Below are 24,191 nucleotides of genomic sequence, written 5' to 3' on the forward strand. Positions count from 1 at the left end.
AGATGAAAACAGGTATGGCAACCCTTAGTTAGGTGTGCCTATACTGATGGTGAAATGTACGTCATCGCCTCAGAATCCGCCGCCCTCGCGCAGGCCACCGGTCGTGTGCTCCTCGCCGGAACCGAGAACGATCTCGACGAGATGCGGGCCATCATCGCCACCCTCGGCGACCGGGCGCGCGGACAGGTGTTCGTCGAGGTGCCGTCGGCGGCCGACATCGACCCGATCGCCACACCCGAGCGCGTGACCGTCACCTGGCTCGCGCGCGACGTGCGCACCGGCGAGATGGGGAGCGGACTGGCGTGCGCCCCCGGCCAGGCGCTCGGCCGGGCCGTCTCGGCGTGGGTGGGCGAGATGTCCACCGGCGAAGACGTGTTCGACGGCGACGGGCTCTGCGCCTGGGTCGGGCGGAGTGTTCCGGCCGCCTACCTCGACCGCGCGGTCTGAGATCTGGTCGCCCGTCTCCTGACGTAGTTGCCGTCTTCGAGCCCCGCCTCGATCTCGAAGTGGTTGTGCAGCGGATCGCTGCCCGCGAGCGCGTAGAGCAGCGGGAACATCATGCCGTACCGCTTCCACTGCTGTCGGTGCACCGCCTCGTGCCGCAGCACAGCGGGGGAGTCGTTGTCGTCGGTGAGGTAGACCCCGCCGACACAGGTGCCACCGCGCTTGAACGCCCACGCCGGCAGCCCGGTGCACACGAACAGTCCGTCCACCCTACGGATGCGGCCGGTGCCCAGCACGGAGCCGACCACGAGGGCGACCCCGGTGGCGTAGAGGTAGCCCGCCCGCGCGACGGGGGGTGCGTAGAGCACCGCCCGCACGCGTGCCAGAGGGTCGGTGGCGCCGGGTTCGGTGCCGGAAGGCTGCCCGCTCACGCGCTGAGGTCCCGCCCGTAGGTCTCCAGCAGGCGCAGCCACACCTCGCTGATGGTGGGGTAGGACGGCACGGCGTGCCAGAGCCGCTCGAGCGGCACCTCGCCGACCACGGCCACCGTGGCCGAGTGCAGCAGCTCCTGCACGTCGGCGCCGACGAAGGTCGCGCCCACCACCACACCGCGATCCTCGTCGACCACCATCCGGGCCGTGCCGGCGTAGCCGTCGGTGTGCACGCTCGCGCCGGCGACCGAGCCGATCTCGTAGTCGACCACCCGGATGCGCACCCCGGCCTTCTCCGCGGCCGCGGCGGTGAGCCCGATCGAGGCGACCTGCGGATCGGTGAACGTCACCTGGGGCACCGCGCGATGGTCGGCCGTCGCCGCATGACGCCCCCACGGCCGGTCGACGACGGGCGCTCCTGCCGCCCGGGCGGCGATCACGTCGCCGGCGGCCCGCGCCTGGTACTTGCCCTGGTGGGTGAGTAGGGCGCGGTGGTTCACGTCGCCGGTGGCGTAGAGCCAGCCGCCGTCGTGTGGTGAGCCGTCGGCGCCGAGCACGCGGAGGGTGTCGTCGGTCTCGAGCCAGTCGCCCGGGGTGAGCCCGAGCGCCTCGAGGCCGAGGTCGCCGGTGCGCGGGAGCCGCCCGGTGGCCACCAGGATCTCGTCGGACTCGACGGCGGTGCCGTCGGGGAGTGTCGTCAGCACGGATCCGTCGTCGCGCCGCTCGACGCGGGTGGGAGACACGCCCAGGTGGAGCGTGACGCCGAGGTCGCGGAGGGAGGCGGCCACGGCCTCACCCGCGAACGGCTCCTGGTTGGCCAGCAGCTCGCCCCGCGACACCAGGGTGACGGCCGATCCGAGCGAGGCGTAGGCGGTGGCCAGCTCGCAGGCCACGACCCCACCGCCCAGGACGGTGAACCGGGCCGGCACGGCGTGTGCGCTGGTGGCCTCCCTGCTGGTCCATGGCGTCGCCCCGGCGAGGCCGGGGATGTCGGGCAGCAGCGCCACCGAGCCGGTGGACACGACCACCGCGTGCCGGGCGGTGAGGGTGGAGACCGCCCCGTCAGGAGCCGTGAGCTCGAGGGTCTTCGGGGCGGTGAAGCGGGCGTGCCCGCGGACGAGGTCGATTCCGGCGCCGCGCACCCATTCCACCTGACCGCTGTCGTCCCAGTCGCTCGTGAAGGAGTCCCGCCGGGCGAGCACCTTCGCCACGTCGATCTCACCTGTCACCGCCTGGGAGGCGCCGTCGACGTGCCGGGCCGCGCGCACCACGTCACCGGCTCGCAGCAGCGCCTTGGAGGGCATGCAGGCCCAGTACGAGCACTCCCCGCCCACCAACTCGGCCTCGACGAGCGCCACGCGCATCCCGCCCTGCACGGCGCGGTCGGCGACGTTCTCGCCCACCGCGCCCGCTCCGATCACGATCACGTCGTATTCCGTCGTGGGCATGGGGTGTCCTCTCCGTCAGGCCGGCCGCCCTCCCATTCTCACCCTCAGCGCACCAGAGCGGAGATGATCCTCAGAATCGCGGGGAGGTCGGCGACGGCGGCGTCGGGCGCGGAGGGCGCGAACTCGGTGATGCCCGCTCCCACGAGGTCGAACTCCGCGCGGAGTGCCCGGATCGACTCGACCAGCGTCGCCACGCCGACCCCGAACGGCTCGGGGAAGGCGACGCCCTCGATCTCGGCGGGATCGAGCACGTCGAGGTCGACGTGGAGGTAGACGCTGCGGGCGCCGGTGGCGCGCACCGCCTCCGCGAGCGCCTCCGGGGTGAGATCGCCCGGCGGAACGAGGGCGACGCCGTTCTCGGAGATGAACTCGGCCTCGGCGTCGTCGAGCGCGCGGGTGCCTGCCAGCACGAGCGACCCGGCTGACAGCGCGGGTGCCTCGACGAGACCGGCGGGGCCGTCGCCGAGCAGGGCGCGCGCCACCATCCCGTGGAACGCCCCCGACGGCGAGCTCTCCGGGGTGTTGAGATCGGGATGCGCATCGAACCACACCAGGGCCACGGGGCCGGGCGTGCGGCGCACGGCGTGCCGCACCGCCGCGAACTCCACGCCGCAATCGCCGCCGATCACGACCGGCACGCCGTCGATCGAGGCGAGCTCGGCGTCGAGCGCCTCGGCGACCGCGGTGATCGAGCTGTAGCGGTGCACCCCGGTGTCGAGCGCCTCCCCGGCACCGGCGGGCACCTCCACCACGCGGGTGGCCGAGGCGGGCAGGTCTCCCCGCACCGCCTCGGCGCCGTCGATCAGCCGCATGGCGCGGGTCGAGCCCGAGCCCTGCCACTGGGGTACCACGACGAAGGTCGCGGCCACGGTTCGTTACTCGCCGCTCGTGACGGCCTTGGCGGGGGTGCCGGCCTTGAGGGCGGCCAGTCGCGCCTCCACCTCGGTCAGCTCGCCGAGGTCTTCGAGGCTCTCGAACTGCGCGTCGAGGCTGGAGGCCATCAGCTCCTCCTGGCCGCGCACACGGGCCTCCTCGCGCCGGATCTTGTCCTCGAAGCGGCCGAGGTCGCTGGTCGGGTCGAGCACGTCGATGTTCTTCAGCGCATCCTGCACCTTCGACTGGGCCTCGGCCGTCTTGGCCCGGGCCACCAGGCTGTCGCGCTTGGACTTCAGCTGGTTGAGCTTCTCCTTCATCGAGGCCAGGCCCGACTTGAGCTTCTCGACCGACTCGGTCTGCGAGGCGATCGAGGGCTCGGCCGCCTTCGCCTCGTTCTCGGCCTGCAGCTGGCGGGTGAGCGCCACCTTCGCGAGGGCGTCGAACTTGTCGGCGTCACCGGTGTTGCCCGCGCTGCGCAGCTCGTCGGCCTTCGTGCTCGCGGCGAGGGCCTTGCGGCCCCAGTCGGCGGCCGCCTGTACGTCTTCGCGGTGGTCGTCGTCGAGCAGGCGCAGGTTGCCGATGGTCTGGGCGATGGCGCTCTCGGCGTCGGCGATGTTCGAGGTGTAGTCGCGCACCAGCTGGTCGAGCATCAGCTGCGGGTCTTCGGCCTGATCGATCAGGGCGTTGATGTTGGCCTTGGCGAGCTGGGCGATGCGCCCGAAGATCGATTGCTTGCTGGTCATGGGGTTCTCCTTCTGGGTGTGCGATGGATGGTCGAGCCGGGATGCGGGCGGCGGTGGCTCGCCCTGAGGTCGTGGCGGGTGGCGGTCGGGCCGGTCAGAATCGGCCTCCTCCGCCGCGGCGTCCTCCGCCGCTGCTGCGTCCGCCCCCGAACGATCCGCCGCGAGAGCTCCGACCCCCGCCCGAGAATCCGCTGCTGCGTCCGCCTCCGCGGCTTCCGCCGCCCCAGCCGCCGCTCCAGCCTGAACTGCGTCCGCCGCCGCCTCCGCCGAGCAGTCCGCCGACGATGCCGCCGAGCAGTGCTCCGGCGAAGTCGCCGCCGCCCGAGCCGCCCGACCCGCTGCCGCCGCTCGGCCAGGCGGCTCCGCCCGATCCCGCCCAGGAGACGTCCTGCTGGGCGCTGGAGGCGGCCAGGGTGGCGAGCTGCGAGGCGCTGGTGGCCTCGCGCAGCGAGCCCTCGGGATCGGTGGTGGCCAGGGCGAGCGCTTGGTCGAGGTGGCGCTGCGCCTCGGAGAGGCGGGTGCGTGCGTCCGCCCCGACCACGCCGCGCCGGGTCTGCAGGTAGCTCTGTGCCGACGCGATCTCCGCCTGGGCGGAGGCGATGGCGCGGTCGCGCTGTGCCACGAGCCGGGCCTGACGATCGCGCTCGCCGCGCACCGTGGCGAGCGCGGCGTCGAGCGGAACGTTCGCCTTCTCGACCGCCAGCCTGGCGGTGAGCGGGTCCCGCTCGCCGATGCGCGCGGCGTGTTCGAGCTCGGTGGCGAGTGCAGCGGTCAGCCGGGGCAGATCGGCGGGCGCGCCGGGGGAGCCCGCCGTCACCGTGGCGGCCTCGTCGAGGTCGGCCCGGGCCTCGGCGACCGCGGCGGCGAGGCCCTCCGCAGCTTGGGCGAGATCGCGCTCCAGCGTGCCCACGGAGTCGAGCAGGGTCACCGCCTGGGTCGACGCCTGCTGGGCCTCGCGGATGCGGAGGGCCGCCTGGGCCGTGTCGCCGGCGGCCAGTGCGGTGTCGGCCGCGGTGAGCCGCTCGCCGGCGAAGCGGCTGAGGGACTCCGACTGGCCGAGGTTGCCCTGCACGGTGCCGACGGCCTTCGCGTCAAATCGTTGCACCAGCGCCTGGAAGCGGGTGGAGGCGTCGGCGCGCCGGGCGTCGGCGTCGACGAGGGCGGCGCGGGCGGCGGTCAGCGCGGGGGTGGGGTCGCGTTCGAGGTCGCGCAGCGCCGTGAACGCTTCGAGCTCGGCGTCGAGGCGGTCGGAGGCCTGGTTGCAGAGCCCGATGATCTGCTCCGACCAGGCCCTCCGCTCCTCCGCGGTATCGGGCACGGCGTCGTCGAGCTTCTGCTTGAGCTCGAACGCGGAGCTGAGGGTCGCCTTCACCTCGTCGAGCACGGCGCTGAAGGGGCGCGTGGCCTCCACGCCGAACTGCGCCACGGCGAAGCCCAGCTCCTCCTCGCTCGAGGTGACCGCGTCGTCGAGGTCGATGAGCACCGCCCCCACGCGCTGGTCGAGCTCCTTCTGCGTGGGTCCCGCCTGGGCGGCGCGGGCGGTCACGGCGCGGTCGACGCCGCGGCGCCGGAGCACGACCACGAGCACGACGGCCGCCGCGGCGAGCACGATCACCACGATCGCGATGGTCCAGGCCACCACGGGCCAGGCCGAGCCCCGCCCGTCGTGGGCGTCGTCGCCGGTGCCCGTACCCGCATCCGTCTCCGAGCCGGAGACCGGCTGACCGCCCAGCTGCACCGCGATGCCGTCGGCGGCACCTACCGCCGCACCCACCCAGTCGTCCTCCCGGAGGGCCGGCACCACGTAGTCGTCGTCGATGGTGTCGAGCTGGTCCGCGGTGAGCTCCGACCCGGCGTCGACGGAGAGCTGGTAGAGCCGGTCGTCGACCGCCACGGCGAGCAGCACGTCGTCGGTGCCGAGCTGGTTGAGGCGGGCGACCTCGTCGGACCACTCAGCACGGTCGGCGGGGTTCTCGAACACGTCGGTGTACACCACGAACAGATTCACACCCTGCTCGACGGAGAGCCGGTCGAGCGCATCCTGGATCTCGGCCTCGCCGGAGGCGTCGAGCACCCCGGCGTCGTCGACCACGTAACGCCCGTCGAGCGAGACCGGGTCTCCGGCCCAGGCGGCGGTGGCGGGCAGCACGGCGGCAGCGGCCAGAGCGAGGAGAAGGGCGCAGGCGGCCCGGATGCTCGCCGCGCGGCGAGTGCGGTGCGGATGTCTCATCCCCGCCGAGTCTAGGAGAGCCGCCTCGACGCCGTCTATGAATACGGTGGGTGCGCTGTGCGGGGTTCCGGTGAACGGCATGTTGCGCAGCATTACGGCCCTCGTCGACCGCGGGCGCCGGGGCGGGCAGGATGGACGCGTGCCCTCGACCCCCACGCTCGCCCTCGTCACCGTGACGGGCCGGCGCGAGCACGCGGCCGAGTACCACGCCTATTCCACCATGCTCGCCTCGCGCGCGGCCGCGGCCGCCGGCGATCTGGGCTGGCAGGTCGAGGTCGTCGCGGCCGAGGACACCGGTGTGGCGGGAACACTGGCCGCCGCCGACCGCGCCGACGCGCTCGTGCTGCTCGGGGGCGAGGACATCGCCCCGGAGTTCTACGGCGGCGCGCGCGGCTATCGCGGGGAAGGCCGCCACGCCGAACGCGCCGACGAGGCGCAGATCGCCCTGGTGCGCCGGGCGCACGACCGGGGCACGCCGCTGCTCGGCGTGTGCCGTGGTCTGCAGATCATCGACGTGGCCTTCGGTGGAACGCTGGTGCAAGACCTCGGTGAAGGCTCCGGTCACCGTCACGACGAGGTGCCGATCGCCCAGGTGATGGCCGATCACGAGGTGGTGCTGCACCCGTCGTCGCGGCTCGGGGCCGCGCTCGGGCGCAGCGTCGTCACCCGCAGCGCACACCACCAGGCCGTGGCGCGAGTGGGAGCCGGTCTCCGGGTGGCCGGTCGTGCGCCCGACGGCGTGATCGAGGCGCTCGAGCACACCGAGGTCCCCATCATCGGCGTGCAGTGGCACCCCGAAGACCCGGCCTCGCCCCGCGGCCAGCTCGCCGCCGTGCTCGGCCTCCTCGGCGCCCCCGCGGTCGCCCGCCTCGCCGCCTGACCGCATCTCGCGCCGTAGTGCGTCCGAGGCCGATCGTTGGGATTGTGCGCGGCGAGTTGCTAATGTGATGCACGTTGTCTTTGTGACGTGTGTGACTCGAGTGACGAGTCTCCACCCGAACGAGCAGGGGATCCTCGTGCGCCGACCTACCGTTGCCGACCAGACCGGTCGCGGGCTCCTGGGGCGCCGCGTCCGCTCGGGCGGTGTGCTGGTGGCCTCGGCCGCCCTGGTGGCGACCCTGTTCGTGGCCACCCCCGCGGCCGCTGTCGACTACCCCTCGTGGGACGACGTGCTGGCCGCCAAGTCGAACGAGTCGGCCAAGGCCGCGCAGATCTCCGAGATCGAGGGCCTCATCTCCGGCCTCCAGGCCGAGGTCGACGCCGCTCAGGCCGCGGCCGCCGTGGCCTGGGACGCCGACCAGGCGGCGCAGGAGAGACTGGCCGCCGGCACCCGCAAGGCCGACGAGCTCGCCGCGTCGGCCGCCGAGGCGGCCGAGCGCTCGGCCGAGTCCGACCAGCGCGCCGCGGCACTCGCCGCCCAGTTCGCCCGGAGCGCGGGCAACGACCTCACCTCGCACCTCCTGGTGTCGGGCGAGGGCACCGACGACCTGCTCTACCAGCTCGGCGCCATGTCGAAGCTGAGCGAGACCAGCCAGGGCGTGTTCGAGCGGGCGAAGCAGGATGCGAACACGGCCGACGCGCTGAGTGACCAGGCCGAGGTGGCCCAGGCCGCCCTCACCGAGCTCGCGGCCGCCGCGGCGGCGACCCTGGATGCCGCGGTCGCCGCGCAGCAGGCCGTGCAGGGCGCCCTGCTCGAACAGGAGGCGCACCAGGCCGAGCTCACGGTGCAACTGGCGGCCCTGCACGAGACGTCCTCCCGCACCGAGGCCGAGTACCAGGCCGGCGTGGAGGCCGAGCGACAGCGCCGCATCGCCGAGGAGCAGGCGGCCGCTGCGGCGGCAGCCGCCGCGGCCGCCGCCGCCGCCGAGGCTGCCGCCGCGGGTTCGGGCGGCGGGTCGTCGTCGGGCGGGGGCTCGTCGTCGGGAGGGTCGTCGGGCGGCGGTATCGTCGTCTCGCCCCCGGCGCAGTCGTACAGCGGTCAGGCGGTCGTCGACTACGCCGAGCAGTTCGTGGGCGTGGTGCCCTACGGCTACGGCGCCTCGCCCTCGACCAGCTTCGGCTGCGACGGCCTCACCCAGTACGTGTACGGGCAGTTCGGTATCTCGCTGCCGCGCCTGGTGAGCCGCCAGGCAGCGATGGGCGTGCGCGTCTCGCCGCAGGATGCGCAGGCCGGCGACCTGGTGGTGTGGCCGGGTGCGCACATCGGCATCTACGACGGCCACGGCGGCGTGATCCACTCGCCGGACTGGGGACGCTACGTCACCCACGCCACGGGGCTGTGGGGCAGCTACTACTTCGTGCGGCTGGTCTGATCGATCGCGGCGGCGCGACCGGTCACGACGAGGCGTACGAGGTGATCGACTCGACCGAACCGTCGATGCGTTTCACGATGTGATCGCACTGCCGGGTCTTGGCCCAGGTGCGGCCTTCGGCGATCGCTTGACTCCGGATGACGTGCGACGACAGCTCGGCGTCTTCGCCGACCATCCGGTTGTGCCACATGTTGTGGCTCCGATAGGTCTCCACGGCGGCCATGGTGTTCGGGTCCTTCTTCATCGAGGGTGTGAGGGCGACGCGGATGGGTGGTCCGCGTGGCTCGTAGTCTAGGCGCTGTTGGGACTGTCTGACCCAAACGCGGGCTCCGGATTCCTCTAGAGTCGAGCGACCGGCCGCACCCTCGGCCGCCATCGCACCAGGAGATCCATGCACATCGACCCCGAACCCGTCTCGGCGCGCGCCCACGTGTCGGGCGACTCCCGCCGGAGCCGCCGCAGCGCCCCCGCACCCCGTGTTTCGCGCAAGGGCAGGTTCCATCGCCCCGAGCTCACGACGCCCTGGCAGAAGTTCAGCGGCAACCTGGCGGTGCGGATCGTCTTCGCGGTGCTGCTCGTGGGCGTCACGGCCGGTGTGGTGTGGATGGCGATCAGCCGCTTCGCGCTGTGACGTGCGGACCTTCTCGATGAGGTGCCCCCAGTAGGATTTGAACCTACGGCCTTCTGCTCCGGAGGCAGACGCTCTATCCCCTGAGCTATGGGGGCCCGGGGTGCCAGACAAGGTTAGCAGCATGTGCGCCACCCGCCCGACACCCTCGGGCGGCAGACCTCATTCGAAGGGACTTGCGTGAAGCGCACCGTCACCGCCTCGCTCGACGCCACCGTCGACAAGGGCACCACCGTCGTGTTCTCGATCGCCGTCGCGGAGGGCGCCGCGCTCGAACACGAGATCGCCGAGTTCCGCATCGACGGCGCCGCCGTGGCTCCCGAGCTTGTGCTCGACGCGCACGGCACCCGGCTGCACCGCTTCGACGTGCCGCCCGGCCGGTTCACGGCACGGTATGAAGCGGTCACCGTGGGGCGCAGCGATCCCGCACCCGTCGAGCAGGTCGACCTCATCCGGTACCTGCGGCCGAGTCGCTACTGCGAGTCGGACACCCTGCTGCCCACCGCCGTCGCGGAGTTCTCGGGCCTCGAGGGGCGGGCCCTGCTCGAGGCGGTGAGCTCGTGGGTGGGCTCGGAGCTGAGCTACGTTCCCGGCTCCAGTGCCCCCACCGACGGCGCGGTGCAGACCCTGCTGCTGCGGCAGGGGGTGTGCCGTGACTACGCGCACCTCGTGATCGCCCTGCTCAGAGCGCTCGACGTTCCCGCGCGGCTGGCGGCGGTCTATGCGCCCGGGCTCTCGCCGATGGACTTCCACGCTGTCGCCGAGGCCTACGTGGAGGATGCCTGGCACGTCGTCGACGCCACCCTGCTGGCCCCGCGGCAGAGCCTCCTGCGCATCGCGACCGGCCGCGACGCGGCCGACACCGCCTTCCTCACCAACCACGGCGGTCTACTCACCCTCGACCGTCTCGAGGTGACGGCCATCGTCGACGAGCTCCCCCTAGACGACATCGCTGAGCTCGTCCAACTGGGCTGACCCCGTGCCGACGCAGCCCGACCGATAGAATCGAGCACCGTGACTCCCGAAGCCCTCTCCGCAGCCCTGTTCGACATCGTGACCGCCCGTCTGGCGGCCACGGGCGGCGAGGTCGGGTCGGTCTCCCCGGCCGACGTCGCGGTGGAACGCCCCCGTAACCGGGAGCACGGCGACTGGGCGTCGAGCGTGGCGATGAAGCTCGCCAAGCGCCTCGGCACCAACCCCCGCGCGCTCGCGGTGGAGCTGGCGCCGGCGATCGAGGCCATCCCGGGTGTCTCCTCGGTCGAGGTAGCCGGGCCGGGCTTCGTGAACATCACCCTCGAGGCCGCCGCCGCGGGCGAGATCGCGCGCACCATCGTGGAGGCGGGGGAGAGCTACGGGCACGGGGACTCGCTCACCGGCCACGTCATCAACATGGAGTTCGTCTCGGCGAACCCCACCGGCCCGCTGCACATCGGCCACACCCGCTGGGCCGCCCTCGGGGACTCGGTCGCGCGGGTGCTCCGCGCATCCGGTGCCGAGGTCACGGCCGAGTACTACATCAACGACGCGGGCAGCCAGATGGACGTGTTCGGACTCTCGGTGCTCGCCGCCGCGAAGGGTGAGCCGACCCCCGAGAAGGGCTACCCGGGCGCCTACATCCAGACCCTGGCCGGGCGCGTACTGGCGGCCGTGCCCGACCTGCTCGAGAAGCCCCACGACGAGGCCGTCGCCGTGGCGCGCGACCTCGCCTACGAGTACCAGCTCGCCGAGATCAAGCAGTCGCTCACGAACTTCCACGTGCACTTCGACGTGTTCTTCTCGGAGCGCACGCTGCACGCCCCCGACGCCGAGACGGGCAAGACCGCCATCGACCTGGCCGAGGAGCGCCTTCGGGCGCAGGGCCACGTCTACGAGGCCGACGACGCCGTGTGGGTGCGCACCACCGACTTCGGCGACGACAAAGACCGCGTGCTCACCCGCGGGAACGGCATCGTCACCTACTTCGCCGCCGATGCGGCGTACTACCTCAGCAAGAAGGATCGCGGCTTCCCCGAGAAGATCTACCTGCTCGGCGCCGACCACCACGGCTACGTGGGCCGGCTGAAGGCGCTGGCCGCCGCCGCGGGCGACGACCCCGAGGTGAGTCTCTCGGTGCTTATCGGGCAGCTGGTGAACCTCAACGGGGCCAAGCTCTCCAAGCGCGCCGGCAACATCATCGAGCTCGACGACCTGCTCGACTGGCTCGGCGCCGACGCCCTGCGCTACTGGCTGGCTCGCTACCCCGCCGACTCGCCGCTCTCGCTCGACGGCGAGAAGCTGCGCTCGCGCACCAACGACAACCCGGTCTTCTACGTGCAGTACGCCCACGCCCGCACCCGATCGGTGGCGCGCAACGCCGCCGAGGCCGGGGTGACGCGTGACGACTTCGCCCCCGAGCTGCTGGTGCACCCCACCGAGACCGCTCTGCTCGGGGCGCTGCAGGAGTTCCCCCGGGTGGTCGGCCACGCCGCCGAGCTGCGCGAGCCGCACCGCATCGCCCGCTACCTCGAAGACCTGGCGGGCTACTACCACCGCTGGTACGACGCGACCCGCGTCACGCCGTTCGGAGACGAGCCGCTCACGGCGGTGCACGGCACGCGGCTCTGGCTGAACGACGCCGTGGGCCAGGTCATCCGCAACGGGCTCGACCTCATCGGCGTGAGCGCGCCGGATCGGATGTGATCATGCGGCGGTTCTGGTGGCTCTGGGTGATCGGCGGCGTGGTCGTGCTGGCCGTCGCCGCCGTGATCGCCGACGTCGCGTTCCGCTCCTACGCGCAGTCGGAGGCCGCGGCGCAGATCGAGCAGCAGCTGCCCGAGGCCGTGGAGGGCGAGGTGTCGGTGTCGATCGGCGGCGGCTCCTTCCTCCTCCAGCTCATCACGGGCGAGTTCGCCGAGGTCACCCTCGACGCGCCCGAGCTCTCGGTGAACGGCGTGCCGCTCGCGGCGCACGCGGTGGCCACCGGGGTGCCGACCGATCTCACGAAACCGGTGCAGAGCATCCGGGCCACCGCCTCGATCGATCAGGATGCGGTGAACGGCATCGTCGACATCCCGGGCGACTCCGAGCTGGTGCTCGGCGACGGCGAGGTCTCCTACGAGGGCACGATCTCGCTGTTCGGGTTCTCGCTCGGCTACCAGGTGTCGGGGATCGTGGCGGCCCAGGGCGACTCCGTCACCATCGAGCCCACGACGGCCTCCCTCACCCAGGGCGCCGGCAACCTCGACATCGACCTCGACCAGTTGCTCGGCTCGCTCGCCGACGACCCGATCGGCGTGTGCGTGGCGCAGTACCTGCCCGCCGGTGCCGAGGTGGAGTCGCTCGAGATCACCCCGGGCCGCGCCACGGCGGTGCTCACGGCCGACGACTTCGTGGTGTCGGAGGACAGCCTCCGCACGCTCGGCAGCTGCTGAACGCCGAGGTGGGAGACCCACCCGCACCCACCCGATAACATGGTCGGTGCATCCGGGTGTCCACACCCCGGCTGAGGCTTCAGGGACCAAGCCGGGTCCGCTCGCCCGTGCAGCGTCCGCACCGACGACTCTTCAGAAGGCTTCACGATGACCTCCAGCCCGCTCGCCCCCGAGTGGCTCGTCCACCCCTCCGACGCCGACGAGCTGCCCTCGGCGGTCTGGTCGCGCACCGCCCGTCGCGCCGCCGACGGCGTGGTGGAGATCGGAGGGGTCTCCGTCACCGAGCTCGTGGCGCAGTACGGCACGCCCCTGTACGTCGTCGACGAGGCGGATGCGCGGGGCCGCGCCCGGGAGGTGCGCGCCGCGTTCGACGGTGCGGCCGCCGCTGCCGGCACCAGTGCGAAGGTGTACTACGCGGGGAAGGCGTTCTTGAGCGTCGAGGTGGCGCGCTGGATGGAGGCCGAGGGCCTCGCGATCGACACCTGCACCGGCGGTGAGCTGACCGTGGCGCTGGCTGCGGGGGTGCAGCCGTCGCACATCGGCCTTCACGGCAACAACAAGTCGCTCTCCGAGATCGACCGCGCGGTGTCGGCCGGCGTGGGCGTGATCGTGATCGACAGCGCCGTCGAGATCGAGCGCGTCGCGGCGGCGGCGCTCCGCCACGATCGGCTGCAGGCGGTGCGGCTGCGCGTGAACAGCGGCGTGCACGCGCACACCCACGACTTCCTCGCCACGGCGCACGAAGACCAGAAGTTCGGCGTGCGGCTCGACCAGGCGGCCGAGTACGTAGCGGCGATCCGCTCGCATCCGTCGCTGCGGTTCCTCGGCCTGCACTGCCACATCGGCTCCCAGATCTTCGGCTCCGACGGCTTCGCCGAGTCGGCGGCCCGGCTGCTCGAGGTGCACTCCGCCCTGCTCGCCGGGGGAGAGGTGCCCGAGCTCAACCTCGGCGGCGGGTTCGGCATCGCCTACACGGCCGCCGACGACCCCACCCCGATCGCCGAGCTGGCCGCCCGGATCGTCGGCACGGTGACTCGTGAGTGCGAGCGGCTCGGCATCGCGGTGCCCGTGCTCGCCTTCGAACCGGGGCGGGCCGTCATCGGCCCGTCGGGGACCGCGCTCTACGAGGTGGGCACCGTGAAAGACGTCTTGGTGGGCGTTCCCGGAGGGGCGGACGGCACCGAGTCGGGGTCGGTCGACTTCGTGCGGCGCTACGTGAGCGTCGACGGCGGGATGAGCGACAACGCGCGCCCCGCGCTCTACGGCGCCGACTATTCGGTGCGCCTGGCGAGCCGCTCGTCGGCGGCCGATCCCGCGCTCGTGCGCGTGGCGGGCAAGCACTGCGAGAGCGGCGACATCGTCGTGTACGCCGACTACCTGCCGGGCGACGTGACCCCGGGAGACCTGCTCGCGGTGCCGGCGACCGGCGCCTACTGCTGGTCGCTGTCGTCGAACTACAACTACGTCGGCCGCCCGGCGGTCGTGGCCGTGCGGGAGGGCACCTCGCACGTGCTCATCCGCCGCGAGACCGAGGCCGACCTGCTCGCCCGCGACGCCGCGTTCGGAGGAGACCGATGATCGAGTACCGCAACCTCAGGATCGCCCTGCTCGGCGCGGGATCGGTGGGCTCACAGGTGGCCCGCCTGCTGCTCGAGCACGGCGACGAGCTCGCCGCCCGCGTGGGGGCCGGGCTCGAGCTGATCGGCGTGGCCGTGCGCGACGTCGACGCCCCGCGCGACACCGCCATCCCGAAGCACCTGCTCACCACCGACGCCGTCACCCTCATCCAGTCGGCCGACATCGTGATCGAGCTGATGGGCGGCATCCAGCCCGCGCGCGACTACATCACGCTGGCCATCAACTCCGGCGCCGACGTCGTCACCGGCAACAAAGCGCTCCTGGCCACCCACGGCCCCGAACTGTTCGCGCTCGCCGACCAGGTCGGCGCCCAGCTCTACTACGAGGCCGCCGCCGGTGGCGCCATCCCGATCATCCGGCCCCTGCGCGACTCGCTCGCCGGCGACCGGGTGAACCGGGTGATGGGCATCGTCAACGGCACCACGAACTTCATCCTCGACCGGATGGACGTGGAGGGCGACTCGTTCGAGAACGCCCTCGCCGTCGCCACCCGTCTCGGCTACGCGGAGGCAGACCCCACCGCCGACGTCGGGGGCTTCGACGCCGCGCAGAAGGCCGCCATCCTCGCCAGTCTCGCCTTCCACACGGCCGTTCCCGTGGAGGCGGTGCATCGCGAGGGCATGACGACGGTCACGGCGAAGCAGGTGGAGGCCGCCGCGAAGGCCGGCTTCGTGGTGAAGCTGCTGGCCATCTGCGAGCGGCTGGTCGACCCGGCCACCGGGGTGGAGGGCGTCGTCGCCCGCGTGCATCCCGCCCTCATCAGCCGCCGCCATCCGCTGGCCGCGGTGCACGACGCCAAGAACGCGGTGTTCGTGCAGGCCGAGGCGGCCGGCGACCTCATGTTCTACGGCGCGGGCGCGGGCGGCACCGAGACCGCCTCCGCCGTGCTCGGCGACCTCGTCTCGGCCGCCCGGCGGCACGTCGCGGGTGGACCGGGCGTGGGCGAGTCCACCCACGCCAACCTGCCGGTGCTCGGCATCGGCGCGGTCACCACCCGGTACCAGCTCACGCTCGTCGTCACCGATCGGCCCGGTGTACTCGCGCAGATCGCCGGGCTGTTCAGCGAACACGGCGTGTCGGTGGAGGCCGTGCAGCAGACCGTGGCGGCCGCCACCCCCGGTGAACCGGAGGGCGAACCGCTCACCGCTACCCTTGTCATTGTCACGCACGAAGCCACCGATGCCGCCCTGGCGGCCACGGTGGCGGCTGTCGCCTCGAACGAGTCCGTCGTGAGAGTCGAATCAGTCCTACGAGTTGAAGGAGACACGCCCTAGTGGCCGACACCACCCCCCGCATCCCGTCCCGCCAGTGGCGCGGCGTGCTCACCGAGTACGCCGATCGCCTGGGCATCACCGAGGCCACCCCCGTGGTGACGCTCGGCGAGGGTGGCACTCCGCTCATCCCGGCTCCCGCACTCTCCGCCCGCACGGGTGCGAAGGTGTACGTGAAGTTCGAGGGCATGAACCCCACGGGCTCCTTCAAAGACCGCGGCATGACCATGGCCATCTCCAAGGCCGTCGAGCACGGCGCGAAGGCCGTCATCTGCGCCTCCACCGGCAACACCTCGGCCTCGGCCGCGGCCTACGCCACCCACGCGGGCATCACCGCGGCCGTGCTCGTGCCCGAGGGCAAGATCGCGATGGGCAAGCTCAGCCAGGCCATCGCGCACAACGCCCAGCTCATCCAGGTGCAGGGCAACTTCGACGACTGCCTCGACCTCGCGCGCGACCTCGCGGAGAACTACCCGGTGCACCTGGTGAACTCGGTCAACCCCGACCGCATCGCCGGCCAGAAGACCGCCGCCTACGAGGTGGTCGAGGTGCTTCAGGATGCGCCCGACTTCCACCTGCTGCCGGTGGGCAACGCGGGCAACTACACCGCGTACTCGCGGGGCTACACCGAAGAGCTCGAGCGCGGCGTGACCACCAAGCTGCCCCGCATGTTCGGCTTCCAGGCCGAGGGCAGCGCCCCGATCGTGCTCGGCCACCCGGTCGCCCACCCCGAGACGGTCGCCAGCGCCATCCGCATCGGCAACCCCGCGTCGTGGGAGCTCGCCCTCGCCGCGCGCGAGGCCACCGACGGCTACTTCGGCGCCATCAGCGACGACGACATCCTCGCCGCCCACCGCATCCTCTCCGCCGAGGTCGGCGTGTTCGTGGAGCCCGCCTCGGCCATCGGCGTGGCCGGTCTGCTGCAGCGCAGCGAGGCGGGGGTCATCCCGGCCGGCGCCACGGTCGTGATCACGGTCACCGGTCACGGCCTGAAAGACCCGCAGTGGGCGCTCCGTTCGGAGGACGGCTCCGAGGTCAAGCCCACCGTCGTGCCCGTCGACTCGGCCGAGATCGCCGGCGTGCTGGGCCTCGTGCGGGCCACCTCGTGAGCGCGCTCGACCCCCGGCTGGCCGGCCGCACGGTCACCGTGCGCGTGCCCGCCACCACCGCGAACCTCGGCCCAGGATTCGACACCCTCGGCCTCGCGCTGGCCCTCTACGACGAGCTCACCGTCTCGGTGCGCGACGAGCCGGGCGCCTTCGTCGACGTGAACGGCGTGGGCGCCGGCGAGGTGCCCACCGACGAGTCGAACCTCGTCGTGCGCTCCATCGCGCACACCTTCGCGGCCTACGGGCAGGAGCTGCCGGGCCTGCACCTCGTGGCGCGCAACGTCATCCCGCACGGCCGGGGCCTCGGTTCCTCGGGCGCGGCGATCGTCTCGGGCATCATGGCCGCCAAGGGGCTGCTCGAGGGCATCGTCGAGATCGACTCGCTGGGCCTGCTTGCCCGCGCGACCGAGCTCGAGGGCCACCCCGACAACGTGGCCCCCGCGCTGTTCGGCGGTCTCACCATCGCGTGGGTGACGCCGGAGGGCCCGCAGTTCAAGAAACTCATCGTGCATCGCGGGGTCTCGCCCCTCGTGCTCGTGCCGCAGGAGACCATGTCGACCGCGCTCGCGCGGAGCCTGCAGCCCGAATCGGTGCCGCACGCCGACGCCATCTTCAACGTCTCGCGCTCCACGCTGCTCATCGCCGCCCTCATCCAGAGCCCCGAGCTGCTGCTCGCCGCCACGGAGGACAAGCTGCACCAGAGCTACCGGGCGAGCGCGATGCCCGAGACCGACCGGCTCATCGGCGAGCTCCGCGCCGCGGGCTTCCCGGCCGTGGTGTCGGGTGCCGGCCCGAGCATCCTGGTGCTCTGCAGCGACCCGGGTCAACGCCTGGAGGCGGTCGATCTCGTGGCCTCGCGGTCCGCCACGCCCTGGCAGTCGCTCGTTCTGGCCGTCGACTTCAAAGGTGCTACAGTGGTGCTGCACCCGGACGAAGTCGAGTAGCCTTCAGGCTCGCGAAATCCCGTCCCGGTCGCATTTTCCTCAACTCATTCCTGCCGCGTGCAGAGCTGTGACACCACGTATCCGTGCAAGTCGCGCATCCGTGCACAGACCGCCCGTAGCCGGTTCTCTGTCTGGCTCTCTCTAGCCGGCAGGGGAAGGACACCACTCTCCCGTGACTGACGTCAACACCCGCGCCGATCTCACCGGCCTCAAGGTCTCCGAGCTCCAGGCGATCGCCGCCTCGCTCGGCATGTCCGGCGCGTCCAAGCTCCGCAAGGGAGCACTCATCGAGGCCATCCAGGCCGTTCAGGACGGCCAGGAGCTCCCGGCCGACACCCCCATCGTGATCGAGGCGCCCGCCGAGGCGGAACCCGTAGCCGACGAGGCGCCGGTCGTCGAGGCCGCACCGGCCGAGGCCGCCCCCGCCGCGCCGGTCGCCGAGCAGGCGGCGTTCGAGCTCGAGACGCCCGCCGACGGGCCGATCGTGCCCGACGAGCTGCTGCGCAGCGCCTCCACCGCTCCCGCCGCCGCACCTCGCGAGCAGATCGTGATCGAGCTGCCCGAGGGCCCCGTCACCCCGCGTCGCCGCGGCTCGCGCCGGGTCACCTCGGTCGACGGCGGCTACGCCATCGAGCGGGCCGGCACGGCCCGGGTCTCCGCGGGCGGCCACGTCAACACCGACGACCGGTCGCTCGAGTCGCTCGTCCCCGCCGCCGAGCAGCAGCCGGCCGAGCTGACCGCCGAGTCGACGCCCGCTGCCGAGCCGTCGGCCGAGCAGCCCGCCGAGGAGGGTCAGCGCGAGGGCCGCAGCCGCAACCGCCGCGGCCGTGGCCGTGGTGCGAACAAAGACCAGGCGCAGGACGGCTCGTCGGAGCAGGGCAAAACGGATGCGGGCAAGGGCCAGAACGGCAACGGCAACGGCGCCCCGCAGTCCCAGAACGCCGAGCAGGACGACCGCCAGCCCGCCGCCGGCCGCGGCCAGCAGGCGCAGAACGGCCAGCAGTCTCAGAACGGTCCGCAGGCCGAGCAGGGCGAGCGCTCCGAGCGCGGCGCGCGCAGCCGCTACCGCGACCGCAAGCGCCGTGGCCAGGGCAGCGGCGACGACGTCGAGCCCGAGATCTCCGAAGACGACGTGCTTCTCCCCGTCGCGGGCATCCTCGACATCCTCGACAACTACGCCTTCGTGCGCACCAGCGGCTACCTCCCCGGCAACAGCGACGTCTACGTGTCGCTCGGTCAGGTGAAGAAGTACAACCTGCGCAAGGGCGACGCGGTGGTCGGCTCCATCCGCCAGCCGCGCGAGGGCGACCAGAACGGCCGCCAGAAGTACAACGCCATCGTGCGCATCGAGTCGATCAACGGCCTGCCCGTCGACGAGGCGCAGAACCGCGTGGAGTTCGGCAAGCTCACCCCGCTCTACCCCCAGGAGCGCCTGCGGCTCGAGACCGAGCCCGCCAAGCTCACGCAGCGCATCATCGACCTGGTCGCCCCCATCGGCAAGGGCCAGCGCGGTCTCATCGTGGCGCCGCCGAAGGCCGGCAAGACGATCGTGCTGCAGCAGATCGCGAACGCCATCTCGACCAACAATCCCGAGGTGCACCTCATGGTGGTGCTGGTCGACGAGCGGCCCGAAGAGGTCACCGACATGCAGCGCACCGTGCGCGGCGAGGTCATCGCCTCCACCTTCGACCGTCCCGCCGAAGACCACACCACGGTCGCCGAGCTCGCCATCGAGCGCGCCAAGCGGCTGGTGGAGCTCGGCCACGACGTTGTCGTGCTGCTCGACTCCATCACCCGCCTCGGCCGCGCCTACAACCTGGCGTCGCCCGCTTCTGGCCGCATCCTCTCGGGTGGTGTCGACGCCTCGGCGCTCTACCCGCCCAAGCGCTTCTTCGGCGCCGCGCGCAACATCGAGAACGGTGGCTCGCTCACCATCCTCGCCACCGCGCTGGTGGAGACCGGCTCGAAGATGGACGAGGTGATCTTCGAGGAGTTCAAGGGAACCGGCAACTCGGAGCTGCGTCTCTCGCGCCAGCTCGCCGACAAGCGCATCTTCCCCGCGGTCGACGTGAACGCCTCGTCGACCCGTCGCGAAGAGCTGCTCATGGGCGCCGACGAGACCAAGATCACCTGGAAGCTGCGCCGCGCCCTCGCCGGTGTCGACCAGCAGCAGGCGCTCGAGATCGTGCTCTCCCGCCTCAAGGAGACCTCGTCGAACGTCGAGTTCCTCATGCAGGTGCAGAAGTCGATGCCCACCCCGGCGAGCGGCAACGGGCACCACAAGGGGGAGTGATGTTCGAGTCCGTGGCCGCGCTGCGGGCCGAGCACGACGACCTCCAGCGGCAGCTCTCCGACCCCGAGCTGCACGGCGACCCGGCTCGCTCCAAGCGGGTGAACAGGCGCTACGCCGAGCTGAGCCGGATCGTCGCGGCGCACGCGGCGTGGCAGCAGAACGTCGACGACCTCGAGGCCGCGCGCGAACTCGCCGCAGAAGACCCGGCGTTCGCCGAGGAGATCCCCGCCCTGGAGGCGAGTCTCGACGAGAACGCCGAGAAACTGCGGCGCCTGCTCATCCCGCGCGATCCGGATGACGCACGCGACGTGATCATGGAGATCAAGGCGGGCGAGGGCGGTGCGGAGAGCATGCTCTTCGCGGCCGACCTGCTGCGCATGTACCTGCACTACGCCGAGTCGAAGGGCTGGAAGACCGAGCTCCTCGAGCGCACCGAGAGCGACCTGGGCGGCTACAAAGACGTGCAGATCGCGGTGAAGGGCCGGTCCACCGACCCCGCCGAGGGCGTCTGGGCGCACCTGAAGTACGAGGGAGGCGTGCACCGCGTGCAGCGGGTGCCGGCCACCGAGTCGCAGGGGCGCATCCACACCTCCGCCGCCGGCGTGCTCGTCTTCCCCGAGGTCGACGAGCCCGAAGAGGTCGAGATCAACCAGAACGACCTCAAGATCGACGTCTTCCGGTCCAGCGGCCCCGGCGGCCAGTCGGTGAACACCACCGATTCGGCCGTGCGCATCACGCACCTGCCCACGGGCATCGTGGTGTCGATGCAGAACGAGAAGAGCCAGCTGCAGAACCGCGAGGCGGGCATGCGCGTGCTGCGCGCCCGCATCCTGGCCAAGCAGCAGGAGGAGGCCGAGGCCGAGGCGAGCGCCGCGCGCAAGAGCCAGATCCGCTCGGTCGACCGTTCGGAGCGCATCCGCACCTACAACTTCCCCGAGAACCGCATCGCCGACCACCGCACCGGGTTCAAGGCCTACAACCTCGACCAGGTGATGGACGGCGCGCTCGAGCCCATCATCCAGTCCGCCATCACGGCCGACGAGGAGTCCCGGCTCGCGGCGGTGGGTGCCGAGGGCTGAGCCGCATGACCATCGCCGACACCACGGAGCGCCCGGTCACGGTGCGCACGCTGTTCCAGCGCTCGGTCGAGATCCTCGCCACGAGCGGCATCGCCGACCCCCAGGTCGACGCGGAGCTGCTCATCGGGCATGTGCTCGGCGCCTCACGCGGTCGCGTGCAGGCCATGACGGTGACGGATGCGGCGGTCGGCCCCGAAGACACGCTCGCCATCGTGGAGGCGGTCGAGCGCCGTGCCGCGCGGGAGCCGCTGCAGCACATCACGGGCGTGGCCTGGTTCCGCTCGCTCGAGCTCTCGGTGGGTCCGGGCGTGTTCGTGCCACGCCCCGAGACCGAGTCGGTGGCCCAGCTCGCCATTGACGCCCTGCGCGCCGTCGTGCCCGCAGCGGGGTCGCCGCGCGCGGTCGACCTCGGCACGGGCAGCGGTGCGATCGCACTGTCGCTGGCGGTCGAGGTGCCCCACGCCGAGGTGTTCGCGGTCGAGAACTCGCCTCGCGCCTTCATCTGGGCCCGGGAGAACCATCGCCGTGTCGGCGCGGAGAACCTGCGGCTGGTGTTCCACGACCTCGCCGAGGCGCTGCCCGAACTCGACGGCACGGTCGACGTCGTGGTGTCGAACCCCCCGTACATTCCGCTCGGCGCCATCCCGCGCGATCCCGAGGTGCGCCTCTACGACCCCGAGCAGGCGCTCTACGGCGGCGACGACGGGCTCGTCGTGGTGCGGCAGGTCTCCGCCACCGCGCGGCGGTTGCTGCGGCCGGGCGGTGCGCTCGTGATCGAGCACGGCGACCTCCAGGGTCTGGGCATGCGCGAGCTGCTGGAGGCCGACGGCTGGCGTTCGGTGGCGACCCAGCGCGATCTCACCGGCCGCGACCGCGCCACCACGGGCATCCGCTGACCTCGTCTGAGCCGGCTCGCGCCGCGGCGGGGAGTCGCACAGGATGCGCCATCCGGTCACGACTATCATGGTGGGCGAGATGGCTGCCACGTACGACTGCTCCGTTCCGACGGAACTTCTGACCGGAACGCGACTCGCCCGGGCGGCACTGGCCAAGGGCGAGCTCGTCGTCATCCCCACCGACACGGTCTACGGTGTCGCAGCCGACGCCTTCGACCCGCGCGCGGTGCAGCGTCTGCTCGACGCCAAGGGCCGCACCCGGCAGTCGCCCCCACCCGTGCTCATCCCGGCCCTGGCCACGCTCGACGCGCTCGCCACCGAGATCCCGGATGCGGTGCGTCAGTTGGTCGCGCAGTTCTGGCCGGGCGGTCTCACCCTCATCCTCTGGGCTACACCGTCTCTCGTGTGGGACCTGGGGGAGACCCACGGCACCGTCGCCCTCCGCATGCCGAACGACCCGCTCGCCCTCGAGCTGCTCGCCGACACCGGCCCGCTCGCCGTCTCGAGCGCCAATCTCACCGGGCAGCCGGCCGCCACGACCGCGGCCGAGGCGGCGGAGATGCTCGGCGACAGCGTGGCCGTCTACCTCGACGCGGGGGAGCGGTCGGCCACAGGCGCCTCCACCATCGTCGACGCCACCGGCGCCGACGGCCTGCTGCGCATCGTGCGGCACGGAGCGGTCTCCGAGGAGGCGATCCGCGGAGTCGTCGGCGAGCTTCTCGCGCCCGGAACCGACGTCTAGCGATGCGGTTCTATCTCCTCGTCGCGGTCATCTCGGGGGTCGTCACCCTCGGCCTCAGCTTCGTCATCTACCGCCTGAGCCACCGGTTCCGGCTCTACCCGAAGATCCGCGAGCGCGACGTGCACACCCGCCCGACGCCGCGGCTCGGCGGCATCGCCATGTTCCTGGGTGTCGTGATCGCCATCGCGGTCGCCTCGCAGATCAGCTGGTTCCGGCTCGTGTTCGCCGAGCCGGGCAAGGTGTGGGCCATCCTGGGCGCCGCGTTCATCATCGTGGCGATCGGCGTGGCCGACGACATCTGGGATCTCGACTGGCTCACCAAGCTCGCCGGTCAGATCATCGCGGCAGGGCTCCTGGCCTGGCAGGGCGTGCAGATCGTGTCGCTGCCCATCGGCGGTCTCACCATCGGTTCGAGCGGCATGTCGCTGGCCATCACGATCCTCGCGGTGGTGCTGGTGATGAACGCCATCAACTTCATAGACGGGCTCGACGGGCTCGTGGCGGGGGTCGCGCTCATCGCCAACGGCGTGTTCTTCGTCTACTCCTATCTGCTCGCGCAGGACACCTCGCCCACCGACTACTTCAACCTCGCCTCGCTCATCACGGCCGTGCTCATCGGTGCCTGTGCGGGCTTCCTGCCCATCAACTTCCACCCGGCGAAGCTCTTCATGGGCGACGCGGGCGCCCTGCTGGTGGGCCTGCTCATGGCCACGAGCGCCATCGCCGTCACGGGTCAGGTCGACCCGGCTCAGCTCGGGCGGTCGCAACTGCTGCCGGCCTTCCTGCCGATCCTGCTCCCGTTCGCCATCCTGGTGGTGCCGCTGCTCGACTTCAGCCTCGCGGTGATCCGGCGGCTGCGGGCCGGCAAGAGCCCGTTCAGCGCCGATCGCAAGCACCTGCACCACCGCCTCCTCGACATGGGTCACAGCCACCTGCAGGCCGTGCTCATCTTCTACGCCTGGACGGCGGTCATCTCGATCGGCTGCCTGCTCTTCTTCGTGCTCGACCCCTACTGGCTCGCCTTCGTCTTCCTGGGCGTCGGCATCCTGGTCTGCACCGCCGTCACGCTGGCGCCGTTGAGCCCGCTGAAACGGCGCGAGATCAGGGCCCAGACCGCGGATGCGGGTACCCTCGAAGCCGACCTGACCGCCGGTGACGATCCGCTCGACGCGGCCGCCGACGAACCCGAGGAGCGATAGCACCGTGACCGATCCCGTCATCAAGGGAAACTACCCCACCCCCTCGTCGAACCGCGTGTTCGCGACCATCCTGCGCTGGGATGCCCTGCTCGCCGCGGCGATCGCCGTCGTGGGCGGAGTGATCGGCTTCGTGGCCGACGGCTGGACCGGCACGGTGAGCGCCCTCATCGGCACCGCCATGGTGCTGGTGTTCGCCGGGGTGACCGCGGCGAGCATCCTCATCGCCAACCGGTTCACGGCCTCTCCGCTCTACACGACGCTCTTCTTCGTGATCGTCCTGGGGTCGTGGATCGTGAAGTTCGTGCTGTTCATCGTGCTGGTCGTGCTGCTGCGCGGGCAGCCCTGGCTCAACGACCTCGCGCTGTTCCTCAGCATCGTCGCGGCGGTGCTCGGAACCCTCGTGGTCGACGTCGTCGTGGTCGCGCGCACCCGCCTGCCGTACGTCTCCGACGTGCGGTTGCCCGGTTCGGAGTGAGCCGCGTCGAGCGTCGCCGCCGA

Annotated in this window: 23 protein-coding genes and 1 tRNA gene; 17 read left to right on the top strand and 7 right to left on the bottom strand. The window is 71.8% G+C overall.

Annotated features, from left to right (window positions below; translation table 11 throughout):
• The first annotated feature begins 54 nt into the window (after positions 1 to 54).
• A complete protein-coding gene (locus tag N1031_RS01405) occupies positions 55 to 447 on the top strand; it encodes an SIP domain-containing protein (protein WP_259477797.1) in 393 nt (130 codons plus the stop codon).
• On the opposite strand, the gene N1031_RS01410 is transcribed toward N1031_RS01405, so the two are convergent.
• From N1031_RS01410 to N1031_RS01430, 5 genes are all read right to left on the bottom strand, one after another.
• Positions 426 to 875, bottom strand: coding sequence for a Fe-S oxidoreductase (locus tag N1031_RS01410; RefSeq protein ID WP_375163596.1), 450 nt, complete (start codon positions 873 to 875; stop codon positions 426 to 428). The genes N1031_RS01405 and N1031_RS01410 overlap by 22 nt on opposite strands.
• Positions 872 to 2,323 (bottom strand): dihydrolipoyl dehydrogenase family protein, encoded by a 1,452-nt coding sequence (locus tag N1031_RS01415; RefSeq protein ID WP_259477798.1) that lies wholly within the window; start codon positions 2,321 to 2,323, stop codon positions 872 to 874. The genes N1031_RS01410 and N1031_RS01415 overlap by 4 nt, the downstream gene beginning before the upstream one ends.
• Positions 2,324 to 2,367: 44 nt before the next feature.
• A complete protein-coding gene (locus N1031_RS01420) occupies positions 2,368 to 3,192 on the bottom strand; it encodes an arginase family protein (protein WP_259477799.1) in 825 nt (274 codons plus the stop codon).
• 6 nt (positions 3,193 to 3,198) lie between these two features.
• Entirely contained in the window at positions 3,199 to 3,942 is a 744-nt protein-coding gene (locus N1031_RS01425; RefSeq protein ID WP_259477800.1) for a PspA/IM30 family protein, read from the bottom strand.
• Between the two features lie 94 nt (positions 3,943 to 4,036).
• Positions 4,037 to 6,172: a TPM domain-containing protein gene (locus tag N1031_RS01430; RefSeq protein ID WP_259477801.1), complete on the bottom strand. Its 2,136-nt coding sequence runs from the start codon at positions 6,170 to 6,172 to the stop codon at positions 4,037 to 4,039.
• 139 nt (positions 6,173 to 6,311) lie between these two features.
• On the opposite strand from N1031_RS01430, the gene N1031_RS01435 reads away from it, so the two are divergent.
• Together N1031_RS01435 and N1031_RS01440 are read left to right on the top strand one after the other, a co-directional pair.
• Positions 6,312 to 7,052, top strand: a complete 741-nt coding sequence (locus N1031_RS01435) for a gamma-glutamyl-gamma-aminobutyrate hydrolase family protein (RefSeq protein ID WP_259477802.1) — start codon at positions 6,312 to 6,314, stop codon at positions 7,050 to 7,052.
• A gap of 136 nt (positions 7,053 to 7,188) precedes the next feature.
• Positions 7,189 to 8,484: a C40 family peptidase gene (locus N1031_RS01440; RefSeq protein WP_259477803.1), complete on the top strand. Its 1,296-nt coding sequence runs from the start codon at positions 7,189 to 7,191 to the stop codon at positions 8,482 to 8,484.
• A gap of 22 nt (positions 8,485 to 8,506) precedes the next feature.
• On the opposite strand, the gene N1031_RS01445 is transcribed toward N1031_RS01440, so the two are convergent.
• Positions 8,507 to 8,728, bottom strand: a complete 222-nt coding sequence (locus N1031_RS01445) for a hypothetical protein (protein ID WP_259477804.1) — start codon at positions 8,726 to 8,728, stop codon at positions 8,507 to 8,509.
• A 147-nt stretch (positions 8,729 to 8,875) separates the two neighbouring features.
• Here N1031_RS01445 and N1031_RS01450 point away from each other — a divergent pair, with 147 nt between their 5' ends.
• A complete protein-coding gene (locus tag N1031_RS01450; protein WP_259477805.1) occupies positions 8,876 to 9,115 on the top strand; it encodes a hypothetical protein in 240 nt (79 codons plus the stop codon).
• A 22-nt stretch (positions 9,116 to 9,137) separates the two neighbouring features.
• Here N1031_RS01450 and N1031_RS01455 read toward each other — a convergent pair.
• A tRNA-Arg gene (locus N1031_RS01455) sits at positions 9,138 to 9,210 on the bottom strand.
• An 82-nt stretch (positions 9,211 to 9,292) separates the two neighbouring features.
• On the opposite strand from N1031_RS01455, the gene N1031_RS01460 reads away from it, so the two are divergent.
• The 13 genes from N1031_RS01460 (at position 9,293) to N1031_RS01520 (ending at position 24,168) form a co-directional block, all read left to right on the top strand.
• A complete protein-coding gene (locus N1031_RS01460) occupies positions 9,293 to 10,087 on the top strand; it encodes a transglutaminase-like domain-containing protein (RefSeq protein WP_259477806.1) in 795 nt (264 codons plus the stop codon).
• A gap of 39 nt (positions 10,088 to 10,126) precedes the next feature.
• Positions 10,127 to 11,791 carry an arginine--tRNA ligase gene (argS, locus tag N1031_RS01465; protein ID WP_259477807.1) on the top strand — a complete coding sequence of 555 codons (1,665 nt, stop codon included), beginning with the start codon at positions 10,127 to 10,129 and terminating at the stop codon, positions 11,789 to 11,791.
• A 2-nt stretch (positions 11,792 to 11,793) separates the two neighbouring features.
• Complete coding sequence (locus N1031_RS01470) at positions 11,794 to 12,522, top strand: LmeA family phospholipid-binding protein (protein ID WP_259477808.1); 729 nt, start codon at positions 11,794 to 11,796, stop codon at positions 12,520 to 12,522.
• Between the two features lie 147 nt (positions 12,523 to 12,669).
• Positions 12,670 to 14,100, top strand: a complete 1,431-nt coding sequence (gene lysA / locus N1031_RS01475; RefSeq protein WP_259477809.1) for a diaminopimelate decarboxylase — start codon at positions 12,670 to 12,672, stop codon at positions 14,098 to 14,100.
• Positions 14,097 to 15,434 (top strand): homoserine dehydrogenase, encoded by a 1,338-nt coding sequence (locus N1031_RS01480; RefSeq protein ID WP_259477810.1) that lies wholly within the window; start codon positions 14,097 to 14,099, stop codon positions 15,432 to 15,434. Before lysA ends, N1031_RS01480 begins: the two co-directional genes overlap by 4 nt.
• On the top strand, positions 15,434 to 16,540 hold the full coding sequence (thrC, locus tag N1031_RS01485; RefSeq protein ID WP_259477811.1) for a threonine synthase: 1,107 nt from the start codon (positions 15,434 to 15,436) through the stop codon (positions 16,538 to 16,540). The genes N1031_RS01480 and thrC overlap by 1 nt, the downstream gene beginning before the upstream one ends.
• Positions 16,537 to 17,484, top strand: coding sequence for a homoserine kinase (gene thrB, locus N1031_RS01490; protein WP_259477812.1), 948 nt, complete (start codon positions 16,537 to 16,539; stop codon positions 17,482 to 17,484). Before thrC ends, thrB begins: the two co-directional genes overlap by 4 nt.
• 172 nt (positions 17,485 to 17,656) lie before the next feature.
• Complete coding sequence (gene rho, locus N1031_RS01495) at positions 17,657 to 19,777, top strand: transcription termination factor Rho (protein ID WP_259477813.1); 2,121 nt, start codon at positions 17,657 to 17,659, stop codon at positions 19,775 to 19,777.
• Positions 19,777 to 20,856 (top strand): peptide chain release factor 1, encoded by a 1,080-nt coding sequence (gene prfA / locus N1031_RS01500; RefSeq protein ID WP_259477814.1) that lies wholly within the window; start codon positions 19,777 to 19,779, stop codon positions 20,854 to 20,856. The genes rho and prfA overlap by 1 nt, the downstream gene beginning before the upstream one ends.
• A gap of 5 nt (positions 20,857 to 20,861) precedes the next feature.
• The gene (prmC, locus tag N1031_RS01505) at positions 20,862 to 21,752 is read left to right on the top strand and encodes a peptide chain release factor N(5)-glutamine methyltransferase (protein ID WP_259477815.1); all 891 of its coding nucleotides are present in this window, start codon (positions 20,862 to 20,864) and stop codon (positions 21,750 to 21,752) included.
• 79 nt (positions 21,753 to 21,831) lie between these two features.
• The gene (locus N1031_RS01510) at positions 21,832 to 22,494 is read left to right on the top strand and encodes an L-threonylcarbamoyladenylate synthase (RefSeq protein WP_259477816.1); all 663 of its coding nucleotides are present in this window, start codon (positions 21,832 to 21,834) and stop codon (positions 22,492 to 22,494) included.
• 2 nt (positions 22,495 to 22,496) lie between these two features.
• Positions 22,497 to 23,693 carry an MraY family glycosyltransferase gene (locus N1031_RS01515; protein ID WP_259477817.1) on the top strand — a complete coding sequence of 399 codons (1,197 nt, stop codon included), beginning with the start codon at positions 22,497 to 22,499 and terminating at the stop codon, positions 23,691 to 23,693.
• Between the two features lie 4 nt (positions 23,694 to 23,697).
• Positions 23,698 to 24,168, top strand: a complete 471-nt coding sequence (locus tag N1031_RS01520; RefSeq protein ID WP_259477818.1) for a Cg1360 family ATP-synthase-associated protein — start codon at positions 23,698 to 23,700, stop codon at positions 24,166 to 24,168.
• Positions 24,169 to 24,191: the final 23 nt, after the last annotated feature.

Origin of the sequence: Herbiconiux moechotypicola (genome assembly GCF_024979255.1) — a bacterium.
GTDB classification, from domain to species: domain Bacteria; phylum Actinomycetota; class Actinomycetes; order Actinomycetales; family Microbacteriaceae; genus Herbiconiux; species Herbiconiux moechotypicola.